The organism is Pseudoalteromonas sp. FUC4 (genome assembly GCF_008370255.1).
In the GTDB taxonomy this organism is placed as follows: domain Bacteria; phylum Pseudomonadota; class Gammaproteobacteria; order Enterobacterales; family Alteromonadaceae; genus Pseudoalteromonas.
In genome coordinates this window covers 99,652-123,838 of record NZ_SEUI01000001.1, presented here as the reverse complement: position 1 = coordinate 123,838, position 24,187 = coordinate 99,652, and the positions used below count along the sequence as shown (strand labels likewise).

The 24,187-nt window shown below is 38.5% G+C and carries 19 protein-coding genes and 1 tRNA gene; 7 read left to right on the top strand and 13 right to left on the bottom strand.

From position 1 onward, the window contains the following. Positions 1-153: 153 nt before the first annotated feature. The 4 genes from EU510_RS00575 to EU510_RS00560 all read right to left on the bottom strand — a co-directional run bounded on the left by EU510_RS00575 (position 154) and on the right by EU510_RS00560 (position 9,581). Positions 154-4,587 carry a FimV/HubP family polar landmark protein gene (locus EU510_RS00575; RefSeq protein ID WP_149591813.1) on the bottom strand — a complete coding sequence of 1,478 codons (4,434 nt, stop codon included), beginning with the start codon at positions 4,585-4,587 and terminating at the stop codon, positions 154-156. 319 nt (positions 4,588-4,906) lie between these two features. Further along, positions 4,907-5,923: an aspartate-semialdehyde dehydrogenase gene (locus tag EU510_RS00570; protein ID WP_007586655.1), complete on the bottom strand. Its 1,017-nt coding sequence runs from the start codon at positions 5,921-5,923 to the stop codon at positions 4,907-4,909. Positions 5,924-5,971: 48 nt separating this feature from the next. Beyond that, complete coding sequence (locus tag EU510_RS00565; RefSeq protein ID WP_149591812.1) at positions 5,972-7,093, bottom strand: 4-phosphoerythronate dehydrogenase; 1,122 nt, start codon at positions 7,091-7,093, stop codon at positions 5,972-5,974. Positions 7,094-7,358: 265 nt separating this feature from the next. Then, on the bottom strand, positions 7,359-9,581 hold the full coding sequence (locus EU510_RS00560) for a TonB-dependent receptor (protein ID WP_149591811.1): 2,223 nt from the start codon (positions 9,579-9,581) through the stop codon (positions 7,359-7,361). 409 nt (positions 9,582-9,990) lie between these two features. On the opposite strand from EU510_RS00560, the gene EU510_RS00555 reads away from it, so the two are divergent. Continuing rightward, positions 9,991-10,581, top strand: a complete 591-nt coding sequence (locus tag EU510_RS00555; protein ID WP_149591810.1) for a LuxR C-terminal-related transcriptional regulator — start codon at positions 9,991-9,993, stop codon at positions 10,579-10,581. A gap of 815 nt (positions 10,582-11,396) precedes the next feature. Here EU510_RS00555 and EU510_RS00550 read toward each other — a convergent pair. From EU510_RS00550 to rlmE, 7 genes are all read right to left on the bottom strand, one after another. Beyond that, positions 11,397-11,481: transfer RNA gene (locus EU510_RS00550), tRNA-Leu, on the bottom strand. A gap of 81 nt (positions 11,482-11,562) precedes the next feature. Beyond that, on the bottom strand, positions 11,563-11,916 hold the full coding sequence (gene secG, locus EU510_RS00545; RefSeq protein ID WP_149591809.1) for a preprotein translocase subunit SecG: 354 nt from the start codon (positions 11,914-11,916) through the stop codon (positions 11,563-11,565). Position 11,917: 1 nt separating this feature from the next. Further along, positions 11,918-12,667: a triose-phosphate isomerase gene (gene tpiA, locus EU510_RS00540; protein ID WP_149591808.1), complete on the bottom strand. Its 750-nt coding sequence runs from the start codon at positions 12,665-12,667 to the stop codon at positions 11,918-11,920. A gap of 72 nt (positions 12,668-12,739) precedes the next feature. Next, positions 12,740-14,089 (bottom strand): phosphoglucosamine mutase, encoded by a 1,350-nt coding sequence (glmM, locus tag EU510_RS00535; protein WP_149591807.1) that lies wholly within the window; start codon positions 14,087-14,089, stop codon positions 12,740-12,742. Then, on the bottom strand, positions 14,089-14,934 hold the full coding sequence (gene folP, locus EU510_RS00530; protein WP_149591806.1) for a dihydropteroate synthase: 846 nt from the start codon (positions 14,932-14,934) through the stop codon (positions 14,089-14,091). Before folP ends, glmM begins: the two co-directional genes overlap by 1 nt. An 80-nt stretch (positions 14,935-15,014) precedes the next feature. Beyond that, complete coding sequence (gene ftsH, locus EU510_RS00525; protein ID WP_149591805.1) at positions 15,015-16,958, bottom strand: ATP-dependent zinc metalloprotease FtsH; 1,944 nt, start codon at positions 16,956-16,958, stop codon at positions 15,015-15,017. Positions 16,959-17,024: 66 nt separating this feature from the next. Beyond that, entirely contained in the window at positions 17,025-17,654 is a 630-nt protein-coding gene (gene rlmE, locus EU510_RS00520; protein WP_002963155.1) for a 23S rRNA (uridine(2552)-2'-O)-methyltransferase RlmE, read from the bottom strand. An 88-nt stretch (positions 17,655-17,742) separates the two neighbouring features. Here rlmE and yhbY point away from each other — a divergent pair, with 88 nt between their 5' ends. After that, a complete protein-coding gene (yhbY, locus tag EU510_RS00515; RefSeq protein ID WP_002963153.1) occupies positions 17,743-18,039 on the top strand; it encodes a ribosome assembly RNA-binding protein YhbY in 297 nt (98 codons plus the stop codon). A gap of 82 nt (positions 18,040-18,121) precedes the next feature. Here yhbY and EU510_RS00510 read toward each other — a convergent pair whose 3' ends face one another. Continuing rightward, complete coding sequence (locus EU510_RS00510; RefSeq protein ID WP_149591804.1) at positions 18,122-18,622, bottom strand: SixA phosphatase family protein; 501 nt, start codon at positions 18,620-18,622, stop codon at positions 18,122-18,124. Then, positions 18,619-19,773, bottom strand: coding sequence for a serine hydrolase domain-containing protein (locus EU510_RS00505; RefSeq protein WP_149591803.1), 1,155 nt, complete (start codon positions 19,771-19,773; stop codon positions 18,619-18,621). Before EU510_RS00505 ends, EU510_RS00510 begins: the two co-directional genes overlap by 4 nt. A 112-nt stretch (positions 19,774-19,885) precedes the next feature. Between EU510_RS00505 and EU510_RS19865 the strand changes: the two genes are divergently transcribed. From EU510_RS19865 to EU510_RS00480, 5 genes are all read left to right on the top strand, one after another. Continuing rightward, the gene (locus EU510_RS19865; RefSeq protein WP_188085382.1) at positions 19,886-20,689 is read left to right on the top strand and encodes a hypothetical protein; all 804 of its coding nucleotides are present in this window, start codon (positions 19,886-19,888) and stop codon (positions 20,687-20,689) included. 164 nt (positions 20,690-20,853) lie between these two features. Then, positions 20,854-21,636, top strand: a complete 783-nt coding sequence (locus EU510_RS00495; protein WP_231619887.1) for a MipA/OmpV family protein — start codon at positions 20,854-20,856, stop codon at positions 21,634-21,636. Further along, positions 21,626-22,009: a DUF3019 domain-containing protein gene (locus EU510_RS00490; RefSeq protein ID WP_149591801.1), complete on the top strand. Its 384-nt coding sequence runs from the start codon at positions 21,626-21,628 to the stop codon at positions 22,007-22,009. Before EU510_RS00495 ends, EU510_RS00490 begins: the two co-directional genes overlap by 11 nt. A gap of 24 nt (positions 22,010-22,033) precedes the next feature. Then, positions 22,034-22,738, top strand: a complete 705-nt coding sequence (locus EU510_RS00485) for a response regulator transcription factor (protein WP_149591800.1) — start codon at positions 22,034-22,036, stop codon at positions 22,736-22,738. Between the two features lie 19 nt (positions 22,739-22,757). Further along, positions 22,758-24,050, top strand: a complete 1,293-nt coding sequence (locus EU510_RS00480) for a sensor histidine kinase (RefSeq protein ID WP_149591799.1) — start codon at positions 22,758-22,760, stop codon at positions 24,048-24,050. Positions 24,051-24,187: the final 137 nt, after the last annotated feature.

Genomic DNA, 24,187 nt, shown 5'->3' with positions numbered 1-24,187 from the left:
TAATGATTCCGATGTGAATTATTCTTTTATAACAATTACATACTATAAATTTCATTTTATTAATACGTTGTTTTTCCTTGTTTTAATTAAACTAACTTCCATAAAAAAACCCTTAATTAGAATAACCAATTAAGGGGTTTTTAAAACAATTTGTTATTTTAGTTTCGCTTTTAAACTAAGTGCCTCTTCTTGAACTTCTTCAGGGCCTTTGTTGATTACATCCTCAATGACCTTGAGCGCAGAATCAAAATCATCAATTTCAATATAAGCACGCGCTAAGTCTAGTTTAGCTGAGTAGCCACCACTTTCAGCATCAACATCGGTTGGGTTATCACCAGCAAGTAGTGCATCAAACTCACTCAAGCCGACATCCATATTAACGTCGTTGTAAGGTTCGTGTTCAAGTTCAGCCTCTTCACTTTCTTCTAATAATGAATCTATGTCTACAAATTCATCATCAAGTTGCTCAACATCACTGCTTTCAACAAGTGGCTCTTTTGTAGTTAATGAGTCATCTTCCTCTAAGTCTTCTTTTAGCAAGCTGTCAAAATCGACATCAAACTCACTGCTATCCTCAGTACTTAATTCTTCTGGCTCTGCTAACTCACTAAGTAATGAATCAAAATCAGTTTGCGTCAAATTTGACATAAACTCTTCATCAAGTTCATCGTCAGAGCTAATATCAGTGCTGCCTACTTCATCTGAGTTTGTTAACTGTGCTTCGCGCTCTGCATTTGTTTGCTCTTGCAGCTCGTCTGATAACTCATCAGTTAGCGCTTGTTCTAAAATATCTTCGTCAAACTCAACATCCAAGTCAGAAAAATCATTTTCAATTAAAATTTCATCATCAAAATCATCTTCTAGACTATCTAAATCAATATTTTCAGAAAGCGCATTTGATAAATCCTGCTCAGCTTGACTAGAAGCTACTCTAGGTGCCTCACCATCTAAATCATCCCCTTGTAATTCTTCAGGGGTAAATGGCAACTCACTTTCTAATGTTTCTTGAACTTCATCAAGGTCAAGAGGCTTAATGTCCTCTTCTATACTTGGTGATTCAACAGATTCAACCTTGTCATTAATCTCTTGCAGTAAAACATCATCATTAAGCAACTCATCTTCTGCTTCTAATTCAGAAAAGTCATTACCAATTAATAGTTCATCATCAAAATCATCTTCTAAGCTATCTAAGTTAGCATTTTCAGAAAGCGCATTTGCGAGATCTTTCTCTGTTTGACTAAGTGCTACTGCATTTTCATCACCCGGTGCATTTTCTTTGGGGTCTTGCAGCTCAAACGAAGGTTCATTCTCTAATAATGAATGTTCATCGTCTAATTCAAGTTCAGGGTATTCATCTAACTCTTCACTTGGCGTTATAAGATCGCTATCAAGCTGCTCTTCGATTTCGATAAGATCTGAGTCATCGTCGCCCGCCAACGGATCGTCACCAAGATCTACTTCTATTTCTTCAAGATCGTCGTCGAGCTCATCTAAAGACCAATCAGGTGTTTCTATATAGTCATCATCCGTCGCTTGTTGAAGTTCATTTAAAAGCTCATCAACACTCTTTAACGTATCATCTGTATATTCTTCAAGGGCATCTTCAGGATCTAAAAGCGTTTCTGATGTATCTGAAAAATCATCAACGGTTACATCTTCAAGCTCGGATTCATCTACAAGCTCAGGCTCTTCTGCAAGTTCAGGTTCTTCTACAAGCTCAGGCTCATCGTCAAGCTCGGGTTCTTCTAMAAGTTCAGGCTCTTCTTCAAGCTCAGGCTCATCGTCAAGCTCAGGCTCATCKTCAAGCTCTCGTTCTTCTTCAAGCTCAGGCTCTTCKTCAAGCTCAGGCTCTTCTTCAAGCTCTSGTTCTTCTTCAAGCTCAGGCTCTTCTTCAAGCTCAGGCTCTTCTTCAAGCTCAGGTTCTTCTTCAAGCTCAGGTTCTTCTACAAGCTCAGGCTCTTCTTCAAGCTCGGGTTCTTCTTCAAGYTCAGGTTCTTCTACAAGCTCAGGCTCWTCKTCAAGCTCTGGTTCTTCTACAAGCTCAGGCTCTTCTTCAAGCTCGGGTTCTTCTTCAAGYTCAGGTTCTTCTACAAGCTCGGGTTCTTCTACAAGCTCGGGTTCTTCTACAAGCTCAGGCTCWTCKTCAAGCTCAGGCTCWTCKTCAAGCTCGGGTTCTTCTACAAGCTCGGGTTCTTCTACAAGCTCGGGTTCTTCTACAAGCTCGGGTTCTTCTACAAGCTCAGGCTCATCGTCAAGCTCGGGTTCTTCTACAAGCTCAGGCTCAGGCTCATCTTCAAGCTCGGGCTCTTCATTTAATGATGAAGCAAGCGACTCAATATCATCAACATTTAATTCTTCTTGAGCATCTGCTAAATCCTCAACTGAGTCTGCCAATGCATTATCAATTTCTGAATCTCTAACATCTGAATTTTTTACTTCATCATCAATTAGGTTATCTATATCGTCTAAATCAAAGTCGTCACTTTCCTCAACTAATGAGTCATCTGCAGTATCAACTGCTGCCTCATCAATTAAGCTATCTATGTCGTCTAAATCAAAGTCGTCACTTTCCTCAACTAAAGAGTCATCTGCAGTATCTACTGCTGCCTCATCAATTAGGCTATCTATGTCATCTAAATCAAAGTCGTCACTTTCCTCAACTAATGAGTCATCTGCAGTATCAACTGCTGCCTCATCAATTAAGCTATCTATGTCGTCTAAATCAAAGTCGTCACTTTCCTCAACCAAAGAGTCATCTGCAGTATCTACTGCTGCCTCATCAATTAGGCTATCTATGTCATCTAAATCAAAGTCGTCACTTTCCTCACCTAAAGAGTCATTCTCAGTATCAACTGCAGTCTCATCAATTAAACTATCTATGTCATCTAAATCAAAGTCGTCACTTTCCTCAACTAATGAGTCATCTGCAGTATCAACTGCTGCCTCATCAATTAAGCTATCTATGTCGTCTAAATCAAAGTCGTCGCTTTCTTCTAGAAGTTCATCTTCGTCGAGTAACTCTGCATCAAGTGAATCATCTACCACATCACTTTTTGGGTCATTCGCCTCATCAATTAAGCTATCTATATCGTCTAAATCAAAATCGTCGCTTGTATCGAGTTCAGCTGAAGTGCTATTTGAGGTATCTAGTTCTGTTGATGTTTGATCTAATAATTCATCTATATCAAAATTATCTTCATCTGCAAGCTCCTCACTTAAAGCCGCCATTTCATCATGAGATTCTAAGCTATCATCTTCTAAAGCTTCGCTTGTTTGCGGTGCATCAAACTCAGGTAGACCATCGTCTTCATCAAACAAACTATCTAAATCGTCATTAGATAGAATTTCATCATTGTTTATTGAGTCGTCAGATAATTCTAAATCTATATCTTCAGCGTTTTCATCTGAAGGTTGATCAAATCCTTGCTGCATAAAAATATCGAGTTCGTCATCGGTATTTTCATCATCAAAAACAATGTCATCACTTAATAAGCTTTCGAGCTCATCCTGATCAAGTAAATTTTCGTCGCCAGAAAAATCATCTAAGCCGTCGTCTAAATCATCATTAGGCAACATATCACTTTCGAGACTATCATCTAATTGAACACTTAAATCATCTAGAGGGTCAGGTACAATTGGATCGTCATTTAAGCTTGGGCCTAAATCATCATCGCCAGTATAAGTTGGGGTTTGTGGTAAAAAGTCATCATCGTTTTGTGGCTCTTCTTGATTACTTCCTCGTTTGCGTAAAAACATAACAATTGCAAAAATAATCAGTAACCCAGGAATAAACATTAATAAACCCAACACTATGGGATTTGAAAATAATGATCCAAAATCAAATGACTCCTTTGGTATTACTTCTTGTTTTTTTTGCTCAGCAATAATCTCATTTTGTTTAACAATCAGTTCTTTTAACTGATTTTGAATTTCGCTGTCTTGCCCTAGTTGCAAACGTAAATTTTCGAGCTCTTTTGATATGCCTGATAACTGTTTTTTAAGATTATTATTTTCAACTAAAATCTCTTCTACATTACTAACTGAACTTTTAAACTGTTGTTGTAACTCAACAAGCTTAGTACCTTGTTCTGTTTTTATTTCATTTAATTCTTTCTGTATCTCTTTTTTAGCATCGTCTACATCAATTTTACGTGCTTGAGTTACTTTGGTTTGCGCTGAGTTAATTTCGCTTTGTGTAAGCGTGCCATTTTTTTTCTTTTCCCATAATGCATCATCTTGCTCAGAGCGTTGCTTTGCAAGCTGCGTATTTACAGCTTTTATTTCGGCTAAGGTAGGGATTTTTAAATAGGCACCATTTTGAATGTGGTTAAGATTTTGTTCTAAAAATGAATCGGGATTTTTGTTATACAAAGCCTGCATAACTTGATAAATACTGACAGAATTGTCTGGGCGCACTTTAGCTGCTATACGCCAAAGCGTATCAGTTGGTTTAATTGGCCCAATAGATCGCCCTTGCGCACCATAGTCAACGCCTTTAGGCCCCTTTAATTGGGTACTGTCCTGAGAGTAAACTGGCGTTACTATCAATGCAGACGCTAATATAATAAGTGTAGCTAAACCGCGCATGCTGATCCTTTAGTATTTAAATGTTGTTAGTTAATACTCTTATCAGCCAAATGACTGACTCGCATTTATTATTACAATCTATTTTTATTGCAAACTCTATTCCAATTGCAAACTATAAACCAGTTAGGACTTAATATCCATTGCAACACCTTGAAAATAAATGCCTTAAAACATCTTTATAAATATTAATTTATTGAGTGTTATCAATTAGTTTTTATATTTTTAAAATTAAACGGCAAAAATTTGACAAGCTATATAAACAAAAAGCGGCAAACAACTAATGTTTACCGCTTCTAAAGTCTGTTAGTGCAATTAACTATTACATGTAATTAGCGATAAGCTCTTCTGCAATTTGAATACTGTTAGTTGCAGCGCCTTTACGGGTGTTATCACTTACAACCCACATATTTAATCCATGAGGGTGAGAAATGTCGGCGCGTAACCGGCCGATATACACGGTGTCGTTACCACTTGCATCAGACACGGCTGTTGGGTAATCACCTTCGTCATCAATTAGTTCAACACCAGGTGCGTCTTTTAAAAGTTGCTTAACGTGTTCAAAATCATAAGGCATGCGCGTTTCAATATTAATTGATTCTGAGTGACCAAAAAATACCGGAACACGTACACATGTAGGATTTACTGCAATGGTGGTATCACCCAAAATTTTATGAGTTTCGTTTACCATTTTCATTTCTTCGCGTGTATAGCCATTATCTTCAAAGCTATCAATTTGAGGTATAACGTTAAATGCAATTTGCTTTGGAAATACTTTATTATCCATAGGGCGTGCATTCATCAAATTAGCTGTTTGCTTTGCAAGCTCATCAACCGCTTCTTTACCTGCACCCGATACAGCTTGGTAAGTAGATACATTTATACGGTCTATTCCGTACGCATCATAAATTGGCTTAAGTGCTAACATCATCTGAATAGTTGAACAGTTAGGGTTAGCAATAATATTACGGTTTCTAAAATCAGCTAGGCTTGAAGCATTAACTTCTGGCACGACTAAAGGAATTTCGAAGTCATTTCTAAAGTGCGATGTATTATCAATTACAATACAGCCTGCATCAGCGGCAATAGGTGCATATTTTTCAGACACACTACCACCAGCAGAAAACAAACCTATATGCGCTTGGCTAAAATCAAAGCCTTCAACGTCAAGTACTTCAATGGTCTCACCACGAAACTTTATGTCTTCACCTGCGCTGCGGCTGCTCGCAAGTAAAAAAAGCTGATCTACAGGAAACTTACGATCTGCTAGTGTTTCAATGATTTGACGGCCTACTAAACCAGTAGCGCCAAGTACGGCAACGTTATATTTTTGCGACATATTTCTTCCTCTATAAACGACATTAAAACAACATCGTTAGTTAAATAATTATTCAGCTATGCTAAAACCAAGCTGGCTAAGTGCTGCTAGTTGTGGGCTATCACCTTGTAGAAATAAGGTGCTAAATTCTCGCCTTATAGGATAGTTTTTACGTAAACTATCAAAGCCGTCGCTCTCTAAGCGACGAAGTAAAATTCCGTCATCGCGGCGAACGTCATAAATCAAATGCACTAAACGAGCAATATCTTGCTCATTGAGGCTTTGCGTAACCGTTGCATTTGTAACGGCTGGTGTTGGTAAAAAATCATCCAACGATTTAATCGCCTCAACACGTTTGAGCTGACACAGTTTTTGATACAACATTTGTGTTCCACGAGCTTTCCCCTCAAGTGTATGCCCTGCAATGTGCACACTAGCGTAACGAACATGCTCTAGTAATTCAGTTAAAATATTGGGTTCTTTCTCCCATACATCAAGTACTAAATCTAAATCAGCCCCAGCTTCCATTACCTCAAGCAATGCGTGGTTATCAATTACATCGCCACGGCTTGCATTAATTAGCGTGGTTCCTGGCTTTAGTGCTTTTAAACGCTCTTTACCCATCATGTGCAGCGTTTTATGCTCGCCACTTTTAACAAGAGGAACGTGAAAAGTAACAACATCTGACTGCGCCAATAACTCATCAAGTGCTACATGCTCTTGTAATAAGCCTTGTTCATGCTTAATCGGATCGCACTGCAGTACAACTACGTTTAATGCTTTTAATTTTTGCGCCAAACATGCACCAATGTTGCCCACCCCTACAATACCAATTGTTTGACCACACAAGGGGCGCGCATTTTCTTGGCTTAATGCAAATAAGCTACTAATTACATATTCAGCTACAGCAACAGCATTACAACCAGGTGCACTTGTAAAAGCAATATTTCTATCATGCAGTAATTGCGTATCAATATGGTCAATGCCGATTGTGGCAGTACCTACAAAGCTCAACTTGTTAGCTTGTACTAAAAGTTCATGATTAACATTTGTCACCGAACGAGTAAGAAGAACATCTACATTTATTAATTGTTCAGACGTTAATTTACGACCATCAAAACGCTCAACCTCACCAAAGTCTGCAAAGTACTGCTCAACTAAAGGCATATTTTGATCGGCAAGAATTTTCATTACAGAGTCCATTTGGCAATTAAGAGGCGCCATTGTAGCGAACAACCTAGCCTTTACACAAACTAAAAAGGTGCATTTTAGTTAATACAAACACTCAAAAATGGGGATGTGGATTGTTTTAAATCAGCAATTTAAATTAGGAATTTAAACGATGCGAATGATAACTTTACTATTGAATACACAAAGGCCGAATCACAGTATGATTCGGCCTTTATTATGCAAAATAAACTTCAATTGCAATGCTTTTTATTTAGTTGATTTTAGTTTATAACTCAAAATCTTTTTTGAATTTCAAACCAAATTCACTTCGATCATTACTACGCATTACGCCAACAAAACCTGATTGTTGCAGACGACCAACATCGTAAACTTCGTTTAGAACGTTTTCACCGTATAACGTAACCTCCATATCGCCATATGGATTAGTGTAGGAAATATTAAAACCAACTAACTCACGTGAGTCTATAGTTTCACTTTGGTTGTAAACTGATTGCCCTTGCATTTCGCTTCGGTACGAATAGTTAGCATTAAATGCAAGTGTTGCACCGCTATCTAAATCCATAAAGTAAGAAGGTGCAACCATTACAGTCCAGCGTGGTGTAAGTGCTGGTGAATCGCCTTTACCTATGCCTTGTACGCCCTCAGCCACTTCTGTTATTTCAGAATCTAAATAACCCACTGCACTACGAATAGTAAAGTCATCAGTAATAGCAACGGTTGTTTCAAGCTCAATACCTTGCGCTTTAGACTGACCCGCATTTTCTACAATTGTTACAAAGCCACCACCTGCTGTTGGATCTGAAAACGGTAATGCTAAATCGGTGTAATCAGTCACAAATACCGCAAGCATCATAGATACATTTTCGTGTACTTGGCCTTTTAAGCCCATTTCGTAGTTAATCGCTTTTGTTTCGTCAAACGATACAAATTGATCTGGTCCACCAAATGGACGTGGTGGAAAACCACCTGTTTGATAGCCTTTTTGAATCTGGCCATACACATTCATATTATTGCTAAGCTGATAAGATGCATTTACATCCCATGTAACCGCATCAAAATCTGCACTTACATATTTACGAGTTGGAAATGATGGGAATATAGCATTTGCATCTTTCTTATCTTTTGAATAACGAAGACCACCACCAACCGTTAAATCGTCAGTTAAATCGTAGCTGGCATTTATATATGCTGCATACGAATTAGTTTCTTGGTTAATTTCAAATCCACCGTAACCGCCAAATGATTCTGTTACACCATCATTCAACAAGCCATTAGGTGTATTAAATGGGCTAAATACAAACGGGCCTGAACGTGTAAAGCCATCTTCATTAAAAAAGTAAAGACCTGATACAAAGTCCATATTATCGAATGTCGCATTTAACTGAACTTCAAAAGAGTATTGATCAGCACCGCCCTCTTCAGGGAACTCAGATAAGTTTAGAGGAGATGCATCATCATCAAGACCACCTTCATATTCAGATGTACGGTAGCTTGAAATAAACTTAGTAGTATAAGTGTCATTAATTGCCCAATTGGCTGAAAACGATGTGCCCCAACCTGAATAAGAAGTAGATTCAATACCAGCAACAGTCGTACCTAAATCATCAGGATCTGATGGTATTAAATCTTGAGTCAATAATGGGAAGTCACCATTAAAAACATCGTTTGCATCCAGCGGGTCAGTTAATTCAATTGTATAAGGCGATTGACCAGATTCGTTATCAACTCCATCTAAAGAAAAAGTGAATGCTAAATCGCTATTCGCTTGCCATTTAAGGGCTACACGACCACTAAACTCTTCTTCCTCACCAATTTCTTTCTCTGGATTTGCTAAATTAACAGCTTCACCTACACCATCACGTGTTTTGTACGATGCACTTGCAGACATACTTACATCATCTGTTAGTGAGTTATTAAAATAAACATCGCCAGCAATACGTCCACGACTCCCCAACTTTCCTGTAGTAGTAACAATACCTTCATCACCAGGCTGCTTTGTAATTACATTAACAGCACCACCTAATGTATTACGACCATATAAAGTACCTTGGGGGCCGCGAAGTACTTCAACACGCTCAACATTAGGTAATGATAAGTTAGAGCCCATTTGACGACCTAAATACACACCGTCAAGATAAACACCTACACCAGGATCGGTAGTGATAATATGATCTTGCAAACCAATACCACGAATAAATACTGACGCATGCGCAGAGTTACCCACCCCATAGCGGGTAATATTTAAGTTTGGAACATATTTACCAATATCTTCGAGGTTACTCATATTGGCTTTGTCAATTAGATTTGCACCAATTGAAGTGATAGCGGTTGGAGATTCAAACAGACTCTCTGTGCGTTTACGAGCTGTTACTTCTATCTTTTCAAAAGCATCTTGTTTAGCTGTTGTTTTAGTTTCTTCGGCGTTTACAGAGGTAGTGAGTCCAGCAAGAATTGCTAAGCTTAGTTGTGAGAGGTTACGTAGTTTCAAAATGTTCTCCAAAGGATACCGTGTGATTTTAGTTATGCTTTTATATTGATAATATAAATTTTAGGCATAAAAAAAGACGCTACATAGCATCTTTCCTCTGGACAGGTATTATATGACAAAATTGTGAATAAATGTATAGATTATTTAAATAAACGCATGAAAAATCAGTTGGATTTAAGGTCTTCACTTCACTTAAAGACATAAAGACCCACTAAGTCATTGTATTGTAATAAAAAAATAATAATTTAATTTAGCGATATAAATAGATAAGTATCTTGGCCACTCGGTTTCCAAAAACAAAAAAAGAACAATAAAAGAACAATAAAAGAACATAAATGAATTAGTCTATCATTGAATTTAACCAAAAATAAGAATATAGTACCAAAATGTAATCTATGGATAGAATATTATGAATATAGCAAATACAACCGATAAGCATGTGCAATGTTTTAATAATCCAAATTATACTTCACTTTTTTGTGTTGCTGCCCACTTCGACATATTACTTGTGAACTATCAAGCCTTAAACGTTATTACGAATTATGAACTCATTAATCAGTTCATGTTAAAAAGTGGTCATCAAGGACTTGCCATTTTTGACGTCCCTAAAGACAGTGATGTACTTGCATTAAAAGAGTGGCCAAATTTAAAAGGGTTGTTTTATGAAGGCACTAACGAGGCACTATTTCAGCAAGGGTTAGAAGCAATAGAACAAGGAAAACTTTGGTTTCCACGTGCAGTAACTGACGGTTGGATGAGGCAAATGCTAGCGAGTGAACAACAAACTACACTGCAATCCAATAACTTAACCTGCAAAGAAATGAAAGTATTAAATTTATTGTTTTCTGGCTTACATTCAAGTGCAATAGCAGACTCTTTATTTATAAGTGAAGCTACTGTTCGCGTACACTTACACAAAGTGTATCAAAAGATTGCTGTGAAAAATAAGCAACAAGCATTACTTTGGTGTAAAAAAAACTTAAATAAAATTAATAGCTAAGTGGACTTACTTCAAACCTAGTTATTTTAACTTTAATTTTTTCTTTTTGTTTTTTCCTGCAAGTATCAAGTCAGAATTAGATCTAATTAAGTGTTTAGTGCAATCCGTACTTAATTTTCTAGACCGTACTTTGTAGATGCCTACCAAGTGAGCGTTAATACTAGCATTCCACTTTTAATGTTATAAGGCTCCCAATAAAAATTACATTTACCCCTTCATATTTTATTAATATCTGAAATGACTACAAAATATTCATATTGCTTATTATAAAAATCAATATGACATTTAGATTCTTTGTAAGTGGTGTAGTGGACAAGGCAATTGAAAGTGTACAGTAATTACAATAACACGACCGTTGCTTTAACGAATAAATGGCGCGTATGGCGTGGGTGGTGCTGCGTTACCAATAAGATTAAAAATTTAAAAGCGCATTCAATTAACTGCCTAAATGGGTTTTAGAAAAGTACATAAGTAAACAATCTTGTAATATTACTAAATAATAGAGATTGATTGGTACAGTTCAGTACAGCCCTATAGGAAACCTTTTAATATCAAGGACAATCATAAGCCGCTGGATTTATGAGGTGCTAGGAGCGGAAACCCATCAGAGCTAGAGGTATCAAATGATACCTCAACAAAAAGCCAAATATATGCCCGCAATGCACTCTATTTCAACGATTCAAAAATTGTCTTGCGATCGAAAAGGTCCATATATGCTATTAATTCACAACAAGAAAATAATGTTTAAAAGACACTCACAATATATTTCAGGCACAAAAAAACCACTAACATCTCTGTTACTGGTTTTTGCAATTTGGTGCGGATGGGGGGACTTGAACCCCCATGCCCTAAAGCACCACCCCCTCAAGGTGGCGTGTCTACCAATTCCACCACATCCGCATTTTTAAGCTTTCGCTTAGATGTTAAACATATTGATTTATTTGAGGACTATAAATCGTTTAACGATAGCTTTACGCTAAATTAGTTCGGCACGTCAGAGCTTTGCCCTTTCGTAGATGTTACTGGAACATCTTCTTCAACAGGAACTACAGTTTCTACTGCTGGAGCTTGTTCTAGGTTTTCCCATTCGTCAGTCTTTTTAATTTGACCAGCCGTTAAGTTACCTAACACAATGCTTAAAACAAAAAATACCGTAGCTAAGCTTGTGGTTGTTTTTGTCATAAAGTTACCAGCACCTGACGAACCAAAAACAGTGCCTGATGCGCCAGCGCCAAATGAAGAACCCATATCTGCGCCTTTACCTTGTTGAATTAAAACCATTCCAACTAGAGCCAAAGCCACAACTAAATAAACTACTAATAAAATTTCGTACATCTTATACAGTCCCTTTTGCACTGTTACAGATTGCAGTAAAAGATTCTGCTTTTAGACTTGCGCCGCCAATTAAGCCGCCATCTATATCTGTTTGTGCAAATAATAATTCGCTATTTTTTTCATTAACGCTACCACCATATAAGATGGTAAGCCCTTGTGCTAAATTGCTATCAAGTGATGCAATTTTGTCACGGATAAATTTATGAACAGTTTGTGCCTGTTCTGGCGATGCAGTCTTACCTGTGCCTATGGCCCAAACGGGCTCGTATGCTATCACAGAATCTTTCAGTGCTGCTACACCTAATTTTTCAATTACTGCATCAATTTGTGCAGCAACTACTTGTTCGGTTTGACCGTTTTCTTGCTCACTTTCACTCTCACCAACACATAAAATTGGTTTTAACCCAACTTCTTGCGCTCTAGCAAACTTTTCAGCGACAGTTTCATTACTTTCGTTATAAATACTGCGGCGTTCAGAGTGACCAACGAGTGCGTAAGTTGCACCTAAATCTTTTAGAAGCTGTCCGTCTACTTCACCGGTAAAAGCACCAGGTGTATTTTCAGAAACAGTTTGAGCACCTGTAGAAACACCACTAGCTATCATTGCTGGTACAAGTGGGAATGGAGGAAACAAAACAATGTCCATCTCTTGTGATTTTACATCGTTAATAGCATCAGACATTTGTTTAACTAGCTCTAACGAACCATTCATTTTCCAGTTGCCTGCGACCATCGCCTTGCGTATTGCCATTTTCCACTCCACATTAGAAATGCGGGCGAGATATTAACTTTTCTCGCCCAAAGTTACAAGAGGTTATTGTTATTAATCAGTCTGTTTGCTCATAGATTCTACAACAGCAGCAATTTTTTGAGCGCTGTCTATTACAATTTTTTCTTGCTCAGCTTCAACCATAACACGAACCACAGGCTCAGTGCCTGATTTGCGCAGTAAAACACGTCCTTTATCGCCTAAAGCAAGCTCAACTTCTGCTACAGCTGAAAGTACCTCAGGTGCTTTTGTCGGATCTGTTCCAGCGGTATACCGCACGTTTATCATTTTCATTGGATACTTGGTAAAACCAGCGCCTAAATCTTGTAAGGTTCGATTTTGTGCAACCATGGCAGCAAGTACTTGTAAGCTTGATATAATGCCATCGCCCGTGCTAATTAAGTCTAGATTCAGTACATGGCCTGAGCTTTCACCGCCAATTTTCCAGCCTTTTTGCTGTAGTAATTCCATTACATAGCGATCACCCACTTTACTACGAGCAAACTCGATACCTTTTGCTTTTAAAGCATTTTCAAGGCCCATGTTAGACATAACAGTGCCGACTACACCACCGCCAAGCATGTGATCTTCGGCAGCTTGGCAAGCAATAATATAAACTAAATCGTCACCATCGAATACACGACCATTATGATCAACCATCATTACACGATCGCCATCACCATCGTATGCAATACCTACGTCAGCTTTATACTCAAGCACTTTACGTTTTAAAGTATCAACATGCGTAGCACCACATTCCTGATTAATATTAACCCCATTAGGCTCGCATGCATGTGTTATTACTTCTGCGCCAAGTTCGCGCATGACAGAAGGAGCTATATGGTATGTAGCACCATTTGCGCAATCGACAACAATTTTAAGACCTTCTAAGGACAAACCTTGGGGAAACTGGCTCTTACAAAACTCTATATAACGGCCGTCTGCACTAACTAAACGCGAAGCTTTACCTAGTTTATCTGAAGCAACACATGTCATTTGCTCATCAAGCATCGCTTCAATTTCAAGCTCAACAGCATCATCGAGTTTCAAGCCTTGACCATTGAAAAACTTAATACCGTTATCGTAATACGGATTATGTGAAGCACTAATAACAATGCCCGCCTCAGCTCTAAATGTTTGTGCTAAATAGGCAACCGCAGGAGTTGGCATTGGGCCAAGTAATACAACATCAATACCAGCAGCAATTAAACCAGCCTCAAGTGCAGTTTCAAGCATGTAGCCCGAAATACGGGTATCTTTACCTATAATTACCTTTTTAGTACCACTTTGAGATAATACACGTCCCGCGGCCCAACCTAACTTCATTGCAAACTCAGGATTAATAGGCGCTGTACCTACTAGGCCACGTACGCCGTCAGTGCCAAAATATTTTCTTTCTTTCATTATGCAATTCCTTTCTCGCAGGCTTGATATACATCAAGTACATCTGCGGTTTCTTTTACGTCATGTACACGAATAATTTTTGCGCCATTTTGCGCTGCGATTAACGCACCTGCTAAGCTGCCCGCTAACCGTTCATTTGTATCTCTATTTAATAAATTACCTATCATCGATTTACGAGATAACCCAGCCAATAACGGCAATCCTAATTTATTAAAATCATCAAACCCAGCCAATATTTGATAGTTATGGCTAAGCGTTTTTCCAAATCCAAAACCGGGGTCTAGAATAAGTCGATCAAACTTAATCCCCGCTGTTTCACACGCTTTAATACGTTCACTAAAAAACATATTTATATCTGCAAACAAATTATCGTAACGAGGTGCTGATTGCATGCTCCGGGGCTGCCCTTGCATATGCATCAAACAAATTGCTACATCTTCATATTGCGCAAGCGTTTCTAAGGCGTTTATTTCTTGTAGAGCTCTTACATCATTAACTATATCTGCCCCTGCGAGTATTGCTTGCTCCATTACTTGCGCTTTACTAGTATCAATTGAAATAACGCAATCACTGTACTCACGTATCGCTTTAATAGCAGGAATTACTCGAGCAAGTTCATCTTCTAAACTAACATCTGGCGCGCCTGGACGGGTTGACTCCCCCCCTATATCTAAAATTGTCGCGCCGTCATCTAATAATTGCATTGCGCGCTTTAGCGCTACTTTGGGGTCTAAAAACTGCCCACCATCAGAAAATGAATCCGGCGTTACATTTAATATTCCCATAATAACGGGCTTTTCAAGATTAAGCGTACGCCCTCTCGGAAGCTTTAATGTGTTAGTCATTGCCAACCTTTATAATTATTTCTAAATAGTTGATACAAAAAAGCCCCGAAGTTCGGGGCTTTCATTAACTATTTTAACGATTATTCAGCTTTGTCATCAAGGTTTGTTTCATCTTTTTTCGATGAATCATCAGTATTTTGACTTTCATCAACTACTGGCTCTTGAGGTTCTTCCGCTTTTACCGGTTTTGCTTCATGACGGTCATGTGCATCACGCGGCTCACGCACTGGTTGGCGTGCCATTAAATCATCGATTTGCTTAGCGTCGATTGTTTCGTATTTCATTAACGCGTCTTTCATTGAGTGAAGAATATCAATGTTTTCTTTTAATATTTCTTCTGCTCGATGATAGTTACGGTCTGAAAATAAGCGTACTTCAGCATCAATTACTTTAGCAGTATCATCCGACATACTAGATGCACGGCTTCCGCCACCACCCATATACATCTCATTTTGATCCTCAGCGTAAAGTAACGGACCTAGTTTTTCACTTAAACCCCAATGCGTAACCATTTTACGCGCTATGTCTGTAGCTCGTTCAATATCGTTACTTGCACCCGTTGTTACTTTATCAGCACCATAAATAAGTGCTTCAGCAATACGGCCACCATAAAGGCTTGAAATCATAGATTCTAAAAGCTCTTTTGAATGGCTAACACGGTCTTGTTCAGGCAGGTACATTGTTACACCTAGCGCACGGCCACGTGGAATAATAGATACTTTGTAAACTGGATCATGTTCAGGAACCATACGGCCCACAATTGCGTGGCCTGCTTCGTGATACGCTGTCATTTCTTTTTCTTGCTCGCTCATCACCATGGTTTTGCGCTCAGCGCCCATCATGATTTTATCTTTAGCAGCATCAAATTCGCCCATACTTACAACACGTTTATTACCACGTGCAGCATAAAGTGCAGCTTCGTTTACTAAGTTCGCTAAATCAGCGCCAGAAAAACCAGGTGTACCACGTGCAATAACAGCCGCTTCTACGTTATCGCCTAATGGCACTTTACGCATGTGTACTTTGAGTATTTGCTCACGACCACGGATATCAGGTAAACCGACTTCTACTTGACGGTCAAAACGACCTGGACGAAGTAATGCAGGGTCTAGAACATCTGGTCGGTTAGTTGCCGCAATAACGATAATACCTTCGTTACCACCAAAACCATCCATTTCTACTAGCATTTGGTTAAGTGTTTGCTCACGTTCATCGTTACCGCCGCCCATACCTGCGCCACGTTTACGACCAACCGCATCAATCTCATCTATAAAGATAATACAAGGTGCCGCTTTTTTAGCTTGTTCAAACATGTCACGTACTCGTGAAGCTCCAACACCGACAAACATTTCAACAAAATCTGAACCAGAAATTGTAAAAAACGGTACTTTCGCTTCACCCGCAACAGCCTTTGCAAGTAACGTTTTACCAGTACCAGGAGGACCAACCATTAGTACGCCTTTAGGAATACTACCGCCAAGCTTTTGAAACTTAGAAGGGTCACGTAAAAAGTCTACCAATTCGGTAACGTCTTCTTTCGCTTCATCACAACCAGCAACGTCTGCAAACGTTGTTTTAATTTGATCTTCGCTCATTAAACGCGCTTTACTCTTACCAAATGACATAGCGCCTTTACCGCCGCCGCCTTGCATCTGACGCATGAAGAATATCCATACACCAATAAGCAGTATCATTGGGAACCAGGAAATAAATATGCTCGCTAAGAATGATTGTTCTTCAGGTTGTACACCCTTCACATTTACATCATTTTTAAGTAAGTCATTAATTAAATCTTCATCGTACATTGGCATCGTTGTTTGAAAACGTTCACCACTGCTTTTAGTACCAGTAATATTTCCTGTACCACGGTCAATAATAACTTCTTGTAAAGAGCCGCTGCGGACATCTTTAACAAATTGAGTGTAACTTGTTTGACGATCAACTTGCTCGCCACCATTAAAGCTCTGAAAGACTGACATCAGCACAACTGCAATCACCAGCCATAGTATTAAATTTTTCGCCATATCGCTCAAGGGGTTAACCTCTTGTATCCAATTAATTTAAATTCAACTAAACGCCAAGCAACTGTACTACAGTTTGTATCCAGTCGCTACTATATATACTTCCCGAGAACGGGCACGTGAGGCATCAGGTTTGCGTATTTTCACTGCTTTAAAACTATTACGTACATCTTGCAAGTATTGATCAAAGCCTTCACCTTGGAAAACCTTAACAATAAATGCGCCATTTTTCTTAAGTACTTGACTACACATATCTAGTGCAAGTTCTACCAAATACATACTACCCGCTTGATCTACTGAGTTATTACCACTCATATTTGGTGCCATGTCAGAGAGTACCACATCAACATTTTTACCATCAATACGTTTCAGCAACGCATTTAACACAGCTTCTTCACGAAAGTCGCCTTGTAAAAAGTCAACACCCGCAAGTGAGTCCATAGGTAATATGTCGCAGGCAATAACTTGGCCTTTGTCACCTACTTTTTCTGCCAAATACTGTGACCAGCTTCCTGGAGCTGCCCCTAAATCAACAACGGTCATACCAGGGCGAAGTAACTTATCTCTATTTTGTACTTCATCTAATTTAAAAACCGCTCGGGAACGCCAGCCTTTTTTTTGCGCTTCTTGAACATATTTATCATCAAAATGTTCTTTCAGCCATCGCTGTGAACTGGCTGACTGTTTTTTATTTGTCATAAATTAACACGCAACTAATTAGTAATATTCTCTAGATGGCGTTAGAATACCCTTAATTCAAGCCATATTCAGCAAAATTTGTATAAACATGACATTATCAAACAAACAAAAGCAGTTTTTAAAAGGTCAGGCACATAGCCTCAAGCCTGTAGTTTTACTAGGTTCTAACGGTTTAACCGAAGGCGTAGTAGTCGAAATTCAAAGTGCATTAGAAATTCACGAATTAATCAAAGTTAAAGTTCCAACTGATGATCGTGAAACAAAAGCACTTATTTTTGAAGCAATCGTACGTGAAACTGGTGCGACTAAGCTACAAACGATAGGTCACACTATTGTGCTTTATCGCCAAAGTGTTGAGAAAAAAATACATTTACCACGTAATTAATTAATCCTTTTTAAAGGGTTTAGTACGTTTAAATTAAAAAACCAGCTTAATGCTGGTTTTTTGTTACATAATACTTTTTAATTTAAAAGCTCATTGTATGGTGGGTTACATCATAATCAGTGCCGTTATTAGTGGGCTTATTGTGTAATATAAAATACTGAGTAAATTGTGTCTCACTCATAGCCGGCACTTTTTCATTGGAGAGTAGTTCTGCCAGTTGCGGCGTCGTATTACTGTGCCCAATAACAACAACCACTCCCTTTAGTTTTAGTAACTCATTTTTTAGATCACTTAGCTCACCTGCGTTATACACATTTATTTTGGTATTAAAATGTGCCTGCAAAGGTGCGGCTGTTTGCAACGTGCGTTTATAGTTGCTGCTAAAAAGATGTATATTTTGATATTCTTTAAATAACGTAACTAAATTATTTGCACGTGCCTTCCCCTTTTCTGAAAGCGCTGGGTTTTTACCCGTTAACTTTTCGCTATGACGAAACAAATATACTTCGTCAGGTGCGGCAAATACCAAACTACAATTAAATGACATGGCTAAAAAAGTGACTGCTAATATTATTTTATTCATATTTTTTTACCTCGCTTATATTCTAATAGCCTGTCGATAAATTCAGTCGTTAATTCATTTATTACGCCGGTTTCAGCATTAACGATTAAACTAAAACCAACGTTTAAGTGGGGAAATACAACCACATCGCTTCTATATCCTTGCACCCAGCCACTGTGATAATAAAGCGTTTCATCGGCGTAATTATAAACCCGCCAACCTAGCCCGTAATAGGCTTCATTAAGGTGTTTTTTCCACACTCTGCGATGCATTTCTTTTTTTGTATGTGTATAAGGACGCGTTTGCTTTGCGAGATTATCCAATGACAAAACATCAGGGTATTGCCCTAGCTGGGCTTTTAACCAAATGGCCATGTCACTTGCACTTGCGTTTACACCCGCTGCAGGTCCCACTTTATAATAATTTTTTTTAAGCTTAGCGCTATACCAACGTTTTGTACCGCGCACGTGTGGTAATGCGTAATTTTCATCCTGAATCATAGATTCAAAACCTAAGCTGGCATCACTCATTTTTAAAGGCTCAAAAATAGCTTCTCGTAACCACTGTCCGTAACTTTTACTGCTGCTTTGCAATATTACATCACCGATGAGGCTAAACATTACGTTTTGATAGCCATAGCACTCACCTGGTTTACAAATAGGTTTAACGCTAAGTAATTTTTCGACAATTCCGGGGTAATCCATACGAGACTCAATTAAATTATCGTATGCATTAGGCACTAACCCGCTTGAATGGCTTAAAAGATGAAACACCTTTAAATCATCTTGATAAACAGTCCCTTTAAAATCAGTTATGTATTCGCTAACAGCTTTGTCTAGTTCAAGTAAGCCATCACTGGCTAATTTAGCTGATAATGAACCTGCAAATGTTTTAGAAACAGACGCGAGCCTAAACCGAGTATGCTTATTAACTTTTTGCCCGTTGCGTGCTTTAGTAACACCCATAGTGTGGATATAATCAGAGTTGTTTGCATTTACAATCGAAAGCGCTGCACCGGGTATACCTTTACTTTTTAATTTTTTTTGTGCGTAACGGCCGTACTTTTTTACAAATGCATCCCAATCAGGATCTGCTTTTGCTGCAAAACTCACAGAGCTAAACAACAAACACAAAGCAGGTAGGCTATACAATAAAGATTTGAGATACTTCATTTTTATAAAATTTATCTTTTTAACTACATCTATGTAGATAATATCATGAAGTTTTGTTTGGACTAACGTACAATACGACGATTATTTGGTTTTTAGTGAGTGTTTAGTACTTATGCGTTTTTTCGTTGTGTCACTTTTTGTTATATTATCAACTGGTTGTACTCTTACAAAGCAGCCGGCCGAACCACTGGCTATGCCATTAAAGCCAACATTAAAAAGCCAGACCTACCAGCTTGAGTACACCACAGGGCACTCATCACCAAAAGTTAAATCCGTTCAACTTCCTGCACATAAGGTAATTAGAAACCAAACAGTAAAAATTATTACCGATAAGGCAAGTGTAACCGATAAACTTTTATCACAAATTAGCCAAGCACTTAACGATAAACAGCTAAAAGTAACCACTAAAAATAACAGCGACTATACACTAACTATTCAGCAACTTGATTTAACCTTCACTGACGATGTTAAGTACGCAATAAAGCAACCTGAGAACCCTTTTACATTATATTCAGATATTGCTCAGCAATACCCAACTCAGGAATGTGCTGCAATATTTGCACAAGTAAGTATGCGCCTCACACACAAAGCATCGGGTGATGTTGTTTGGTTTGCTAAATCTTCTATTGATAGTGCTAGTTTTCATCGTGAGCCACTAGTTTATAGTTTCACCGAAGAGCAAAAAATAACTAATGAGCTTGAGGTTGTCGCTTTTGTCCATCAGCAAAATACTGATGAAGCCCGCATGGAAAGACTTGGAAAAGACATTCAAATTCCTCAGTACAAAACGTTGTCAAAATTATCAAGCCTTACTAAGCTTAGTGGTCCGTGTAACAGAACAGAAGTAAGCGCATTAACGCCTATGATGCAGTTCTACTTAAGCAGTATATTAATCGATAAAATTAAAGTTCAGTAAATTTATACTTACTACATTTTTTTACAGATTAAAGGGACGAATTAACAATATACTACGCTTAATAACAAATAATAATTAGGCCCTTAGGGATGAGAAACACTTTGCTTAACCATACTTTAGTGAGCATAACATTGCTTTTTTGCTTTATTTTTAGCACCACAAGTATGGCAAGTAACCGCTATTATGCCGATAACACGTTAGAGCCAACCCAAGGCTTTGCGTGGGATTGGAGTGCTGGTGCGGGCTTTTATATTGAAGATTCCTACCTAATCGGTATCGAATCTTACGATAAAGGCGTTGAGCTTGATTTAAGTCTTGCTGTTTCTTACGATAAATTTTATCTTGATTTTGATCACAATCAACTCAGCGGTGGTCTTGTAATTGGTTACAGTCTTATAGATAAATTTGATTGGGGCTTAGATATACTTGGCACAAATACTCAAGCCGGGTTTGACGAAAAAGGCCTCGGGTTTTATAACCACGGTGTTATAAAAGAGCTTCAAGGTATTAAGAAACGTAATTACGATTTTGATGTTGGTCTTAGGCTCACCCGCCGATTTGAAAACTCACAATTCTCCTTTGAATACCTTCATGACGTATCTGGTGCTCATAATGGCTGGGTTATAAATAGCTTTTTTAGCCACATTTTGCCATGGCGAAACTGGGAGTTTAGATCTGGTGTTGGTTTAAGCGCCTACTCTGCCGATTTTACCAATTATTACTTTGGCATTGATAACGATGAAGCCACCAGCCTTCGCCCGATTTATAGCAGCAATGCCAGTACGAGTATTATCTTTGAGTTCCATGCTGAATATCCAATAAGCCAAGATTGGGTGTTTTTATCCGGTTGGCTCACTACATGGTTTTCAAAAGAAATTGACGACAGCCCCATTATTTCCCAAGGATATCAGCATAAAGCCAAGGTAGGCCTACGTTATGTATTTTAGATGGATTTGGGTATTACTGATCTTTCCCAGTACCTTTACTGTTAAAGCGCAGGAGCCCCCTGAAGCACTCATAGCACTACCCGACACTTGTGTTGCACTGCGCGAAGGGCGTAATTGCTATGCCGATGTCACACTTACGTGGGAGCAACCTATCATTGGTAATTACTGCCTACGCGATGCAACTTCAAAGTACATTATGCAATGTTGGCTAAAGCAACAAAGTGGTACTTTTAATTATGCTTTTGACTCACAGCAAAGTATTTCATTTGAACTATTTGATAGCAATACATCCAAAGTCATCAGTACAGCAGAAGTAAAACTACAATGGGTTTATCAAAACAGACAAAAAAAACGCCGCTGGCGACTATTTTAATACCAATCGCATTAGGGATATTTTATGGATAACTACGGGACTATTTTACTTGTTGAAGACGATGCATCACTAGCGCAATGGGTTGCTGAATATTTAACAGAGCAAGGCTATACAACGCATGTTTGTCATCGTGGTGACGAAGTTGTTAGCCAGGTCAAAACGTTAAATCCAAATATTGTACTCCTTGATATTATGCTCCCGGGGCAAGATGGTATCAGCGTATGTAGAGAGCTTCGTAGCTTTTATAATTCGCCTATTATAATGCTCACCGCACGCGATGAAGAGATGGATGAAGTTATTGGTTTAGAAGTTGGCGCAAGCGACTACATAATGAAACCGGTGCGTCCACGTGCATTGCTAGCGCGCATAAAAGCAGCACTGCGTCAAAACAATGAGCCAAATAAGCCACAGGTTAGCCAAAGCGTTATTCAAGTTGGTGCGCTTAGTATTAATACCGAATCAAGAAATGTGACCCTTAACGAGCAAGATGTAAACATATCAAGCGCCGAATATCTATTATTACACTACCTTGCAAGTAATGCAGGTCAAGTTGTCTCACGCGATGCCGTATTTAAAGCGACGAAAGGTAGAGAGTACGACGGGCTTGATAGAAGTGTTGATGTACTTATTTCTGCACTTCGTAAAAAATTTAATGATGACCCACAAAACCCTGAAAAAATTAAAACCATTTGGGGACGTGGCTATTTACTTGTTTCTACCGCGTGGTAATAGAGCGATGAATAAATAAATGAAAAAGTTTTATATATCGCTTCTAGGCAGTGCACTTTTATCTATTGTGGTATTGGGCTGGCTTATTGATGCTTTTAGTCAACAAGCGCATACCCCACAAGATGAATTTAGTCAGCAAAGTAAAATGATCATGGGTTTTAATAAGCAATTAGCTAACATACCTACATCTGAGCGCAGCGATTATGTGAAACAACTAGCCCGAGAGTTTGATGTTTTAATTGACTACAAGCCAAATGAGTCACTCGCTTTACCACCTTCGCTATTGTTACAAATGCACACGCCAGGTGGGCTGATTTTAGAGGATCAGCAAGGCTTTTATATGCTCTATAGTAGCGACGTTTTAAATCCTTTTCACTTATCAATGCGTTTAGATAAAATCTTTGATAGCGAGCAGCATAACGACATTATATTAACTCTACTATTTTACGCAGGCTTATGTGTATTTATGGGGTTTATTATCGCCCCTTTAGCTAAACGGCTGACTGTCTTAAACGAAGCCGCTAAAAAGTTTGCCTCAGGTAATGTTCAAGCCCGAATAAAAGTATCGCACTTTACCTATATAAAAGACGTAGAACTTACTTTTAACCGCATGGCTAGCCAAATAGAGAAACTTGTCGCCGAAAACAAACTAATGGCCTCAAGCTTGTCTCACGACATACGTACCCCTATCGCGTGCCTGCGATTTGGTTTAGATGCGGCATTAGATAGCCATGATGAGCAAAAAATAAAACAGTATTTAATCCGTATGGAGAACGATTTAGATCATATGGAATCGATGCTTAGTAGCTATTTAGCATTTGCTACTTTAGAACAAAACGCGAACAAACTGACCTATTCATCAACCAATATTAAATCCTACCTTGAAGATATTTTAGTTCAACTTGCACCAAAACTTGAAATGCAAATGCTCAACGTACAACTCAATAGTACAGATAAAATAATAAATGCAGATCTTCACTGGTTGGCTCGTGCAATTACTAATTTATTAACTAACGCATGTGATTTCGCAAACCAACATATTTACCTCAGTGCAAGGTTACACGAGCAACAGCTTATAATAACGGTAGAAGACGACGGCCCAGGTATCGCACAAGAAAACTTTAGTAACGTATTTAGCCCATTTTTTAGAGAGGAAGACCACCGTAACAGAGCCGATAAAAGTTATGGCCTTGGCTTAGCCATTGTTACCAAAGTAGCTGATTGGCATCATGGCAGCGTTAAAGTAACTAAAAGCACCCAGCTAGGTGGTGCGTGCTTTACCCTCACTATTGCACAGCACCATAATCCGTAAAGCAATAGTTACAGACTGTAATTAACAATTATTAAACAAAATCAACTCGTTATTTTAAACGACTTAATAACAACAATTAAAATCGATGGTTATAACATACACTTTACTTATTAATTTGTGCTAGATCAGCAAATAAG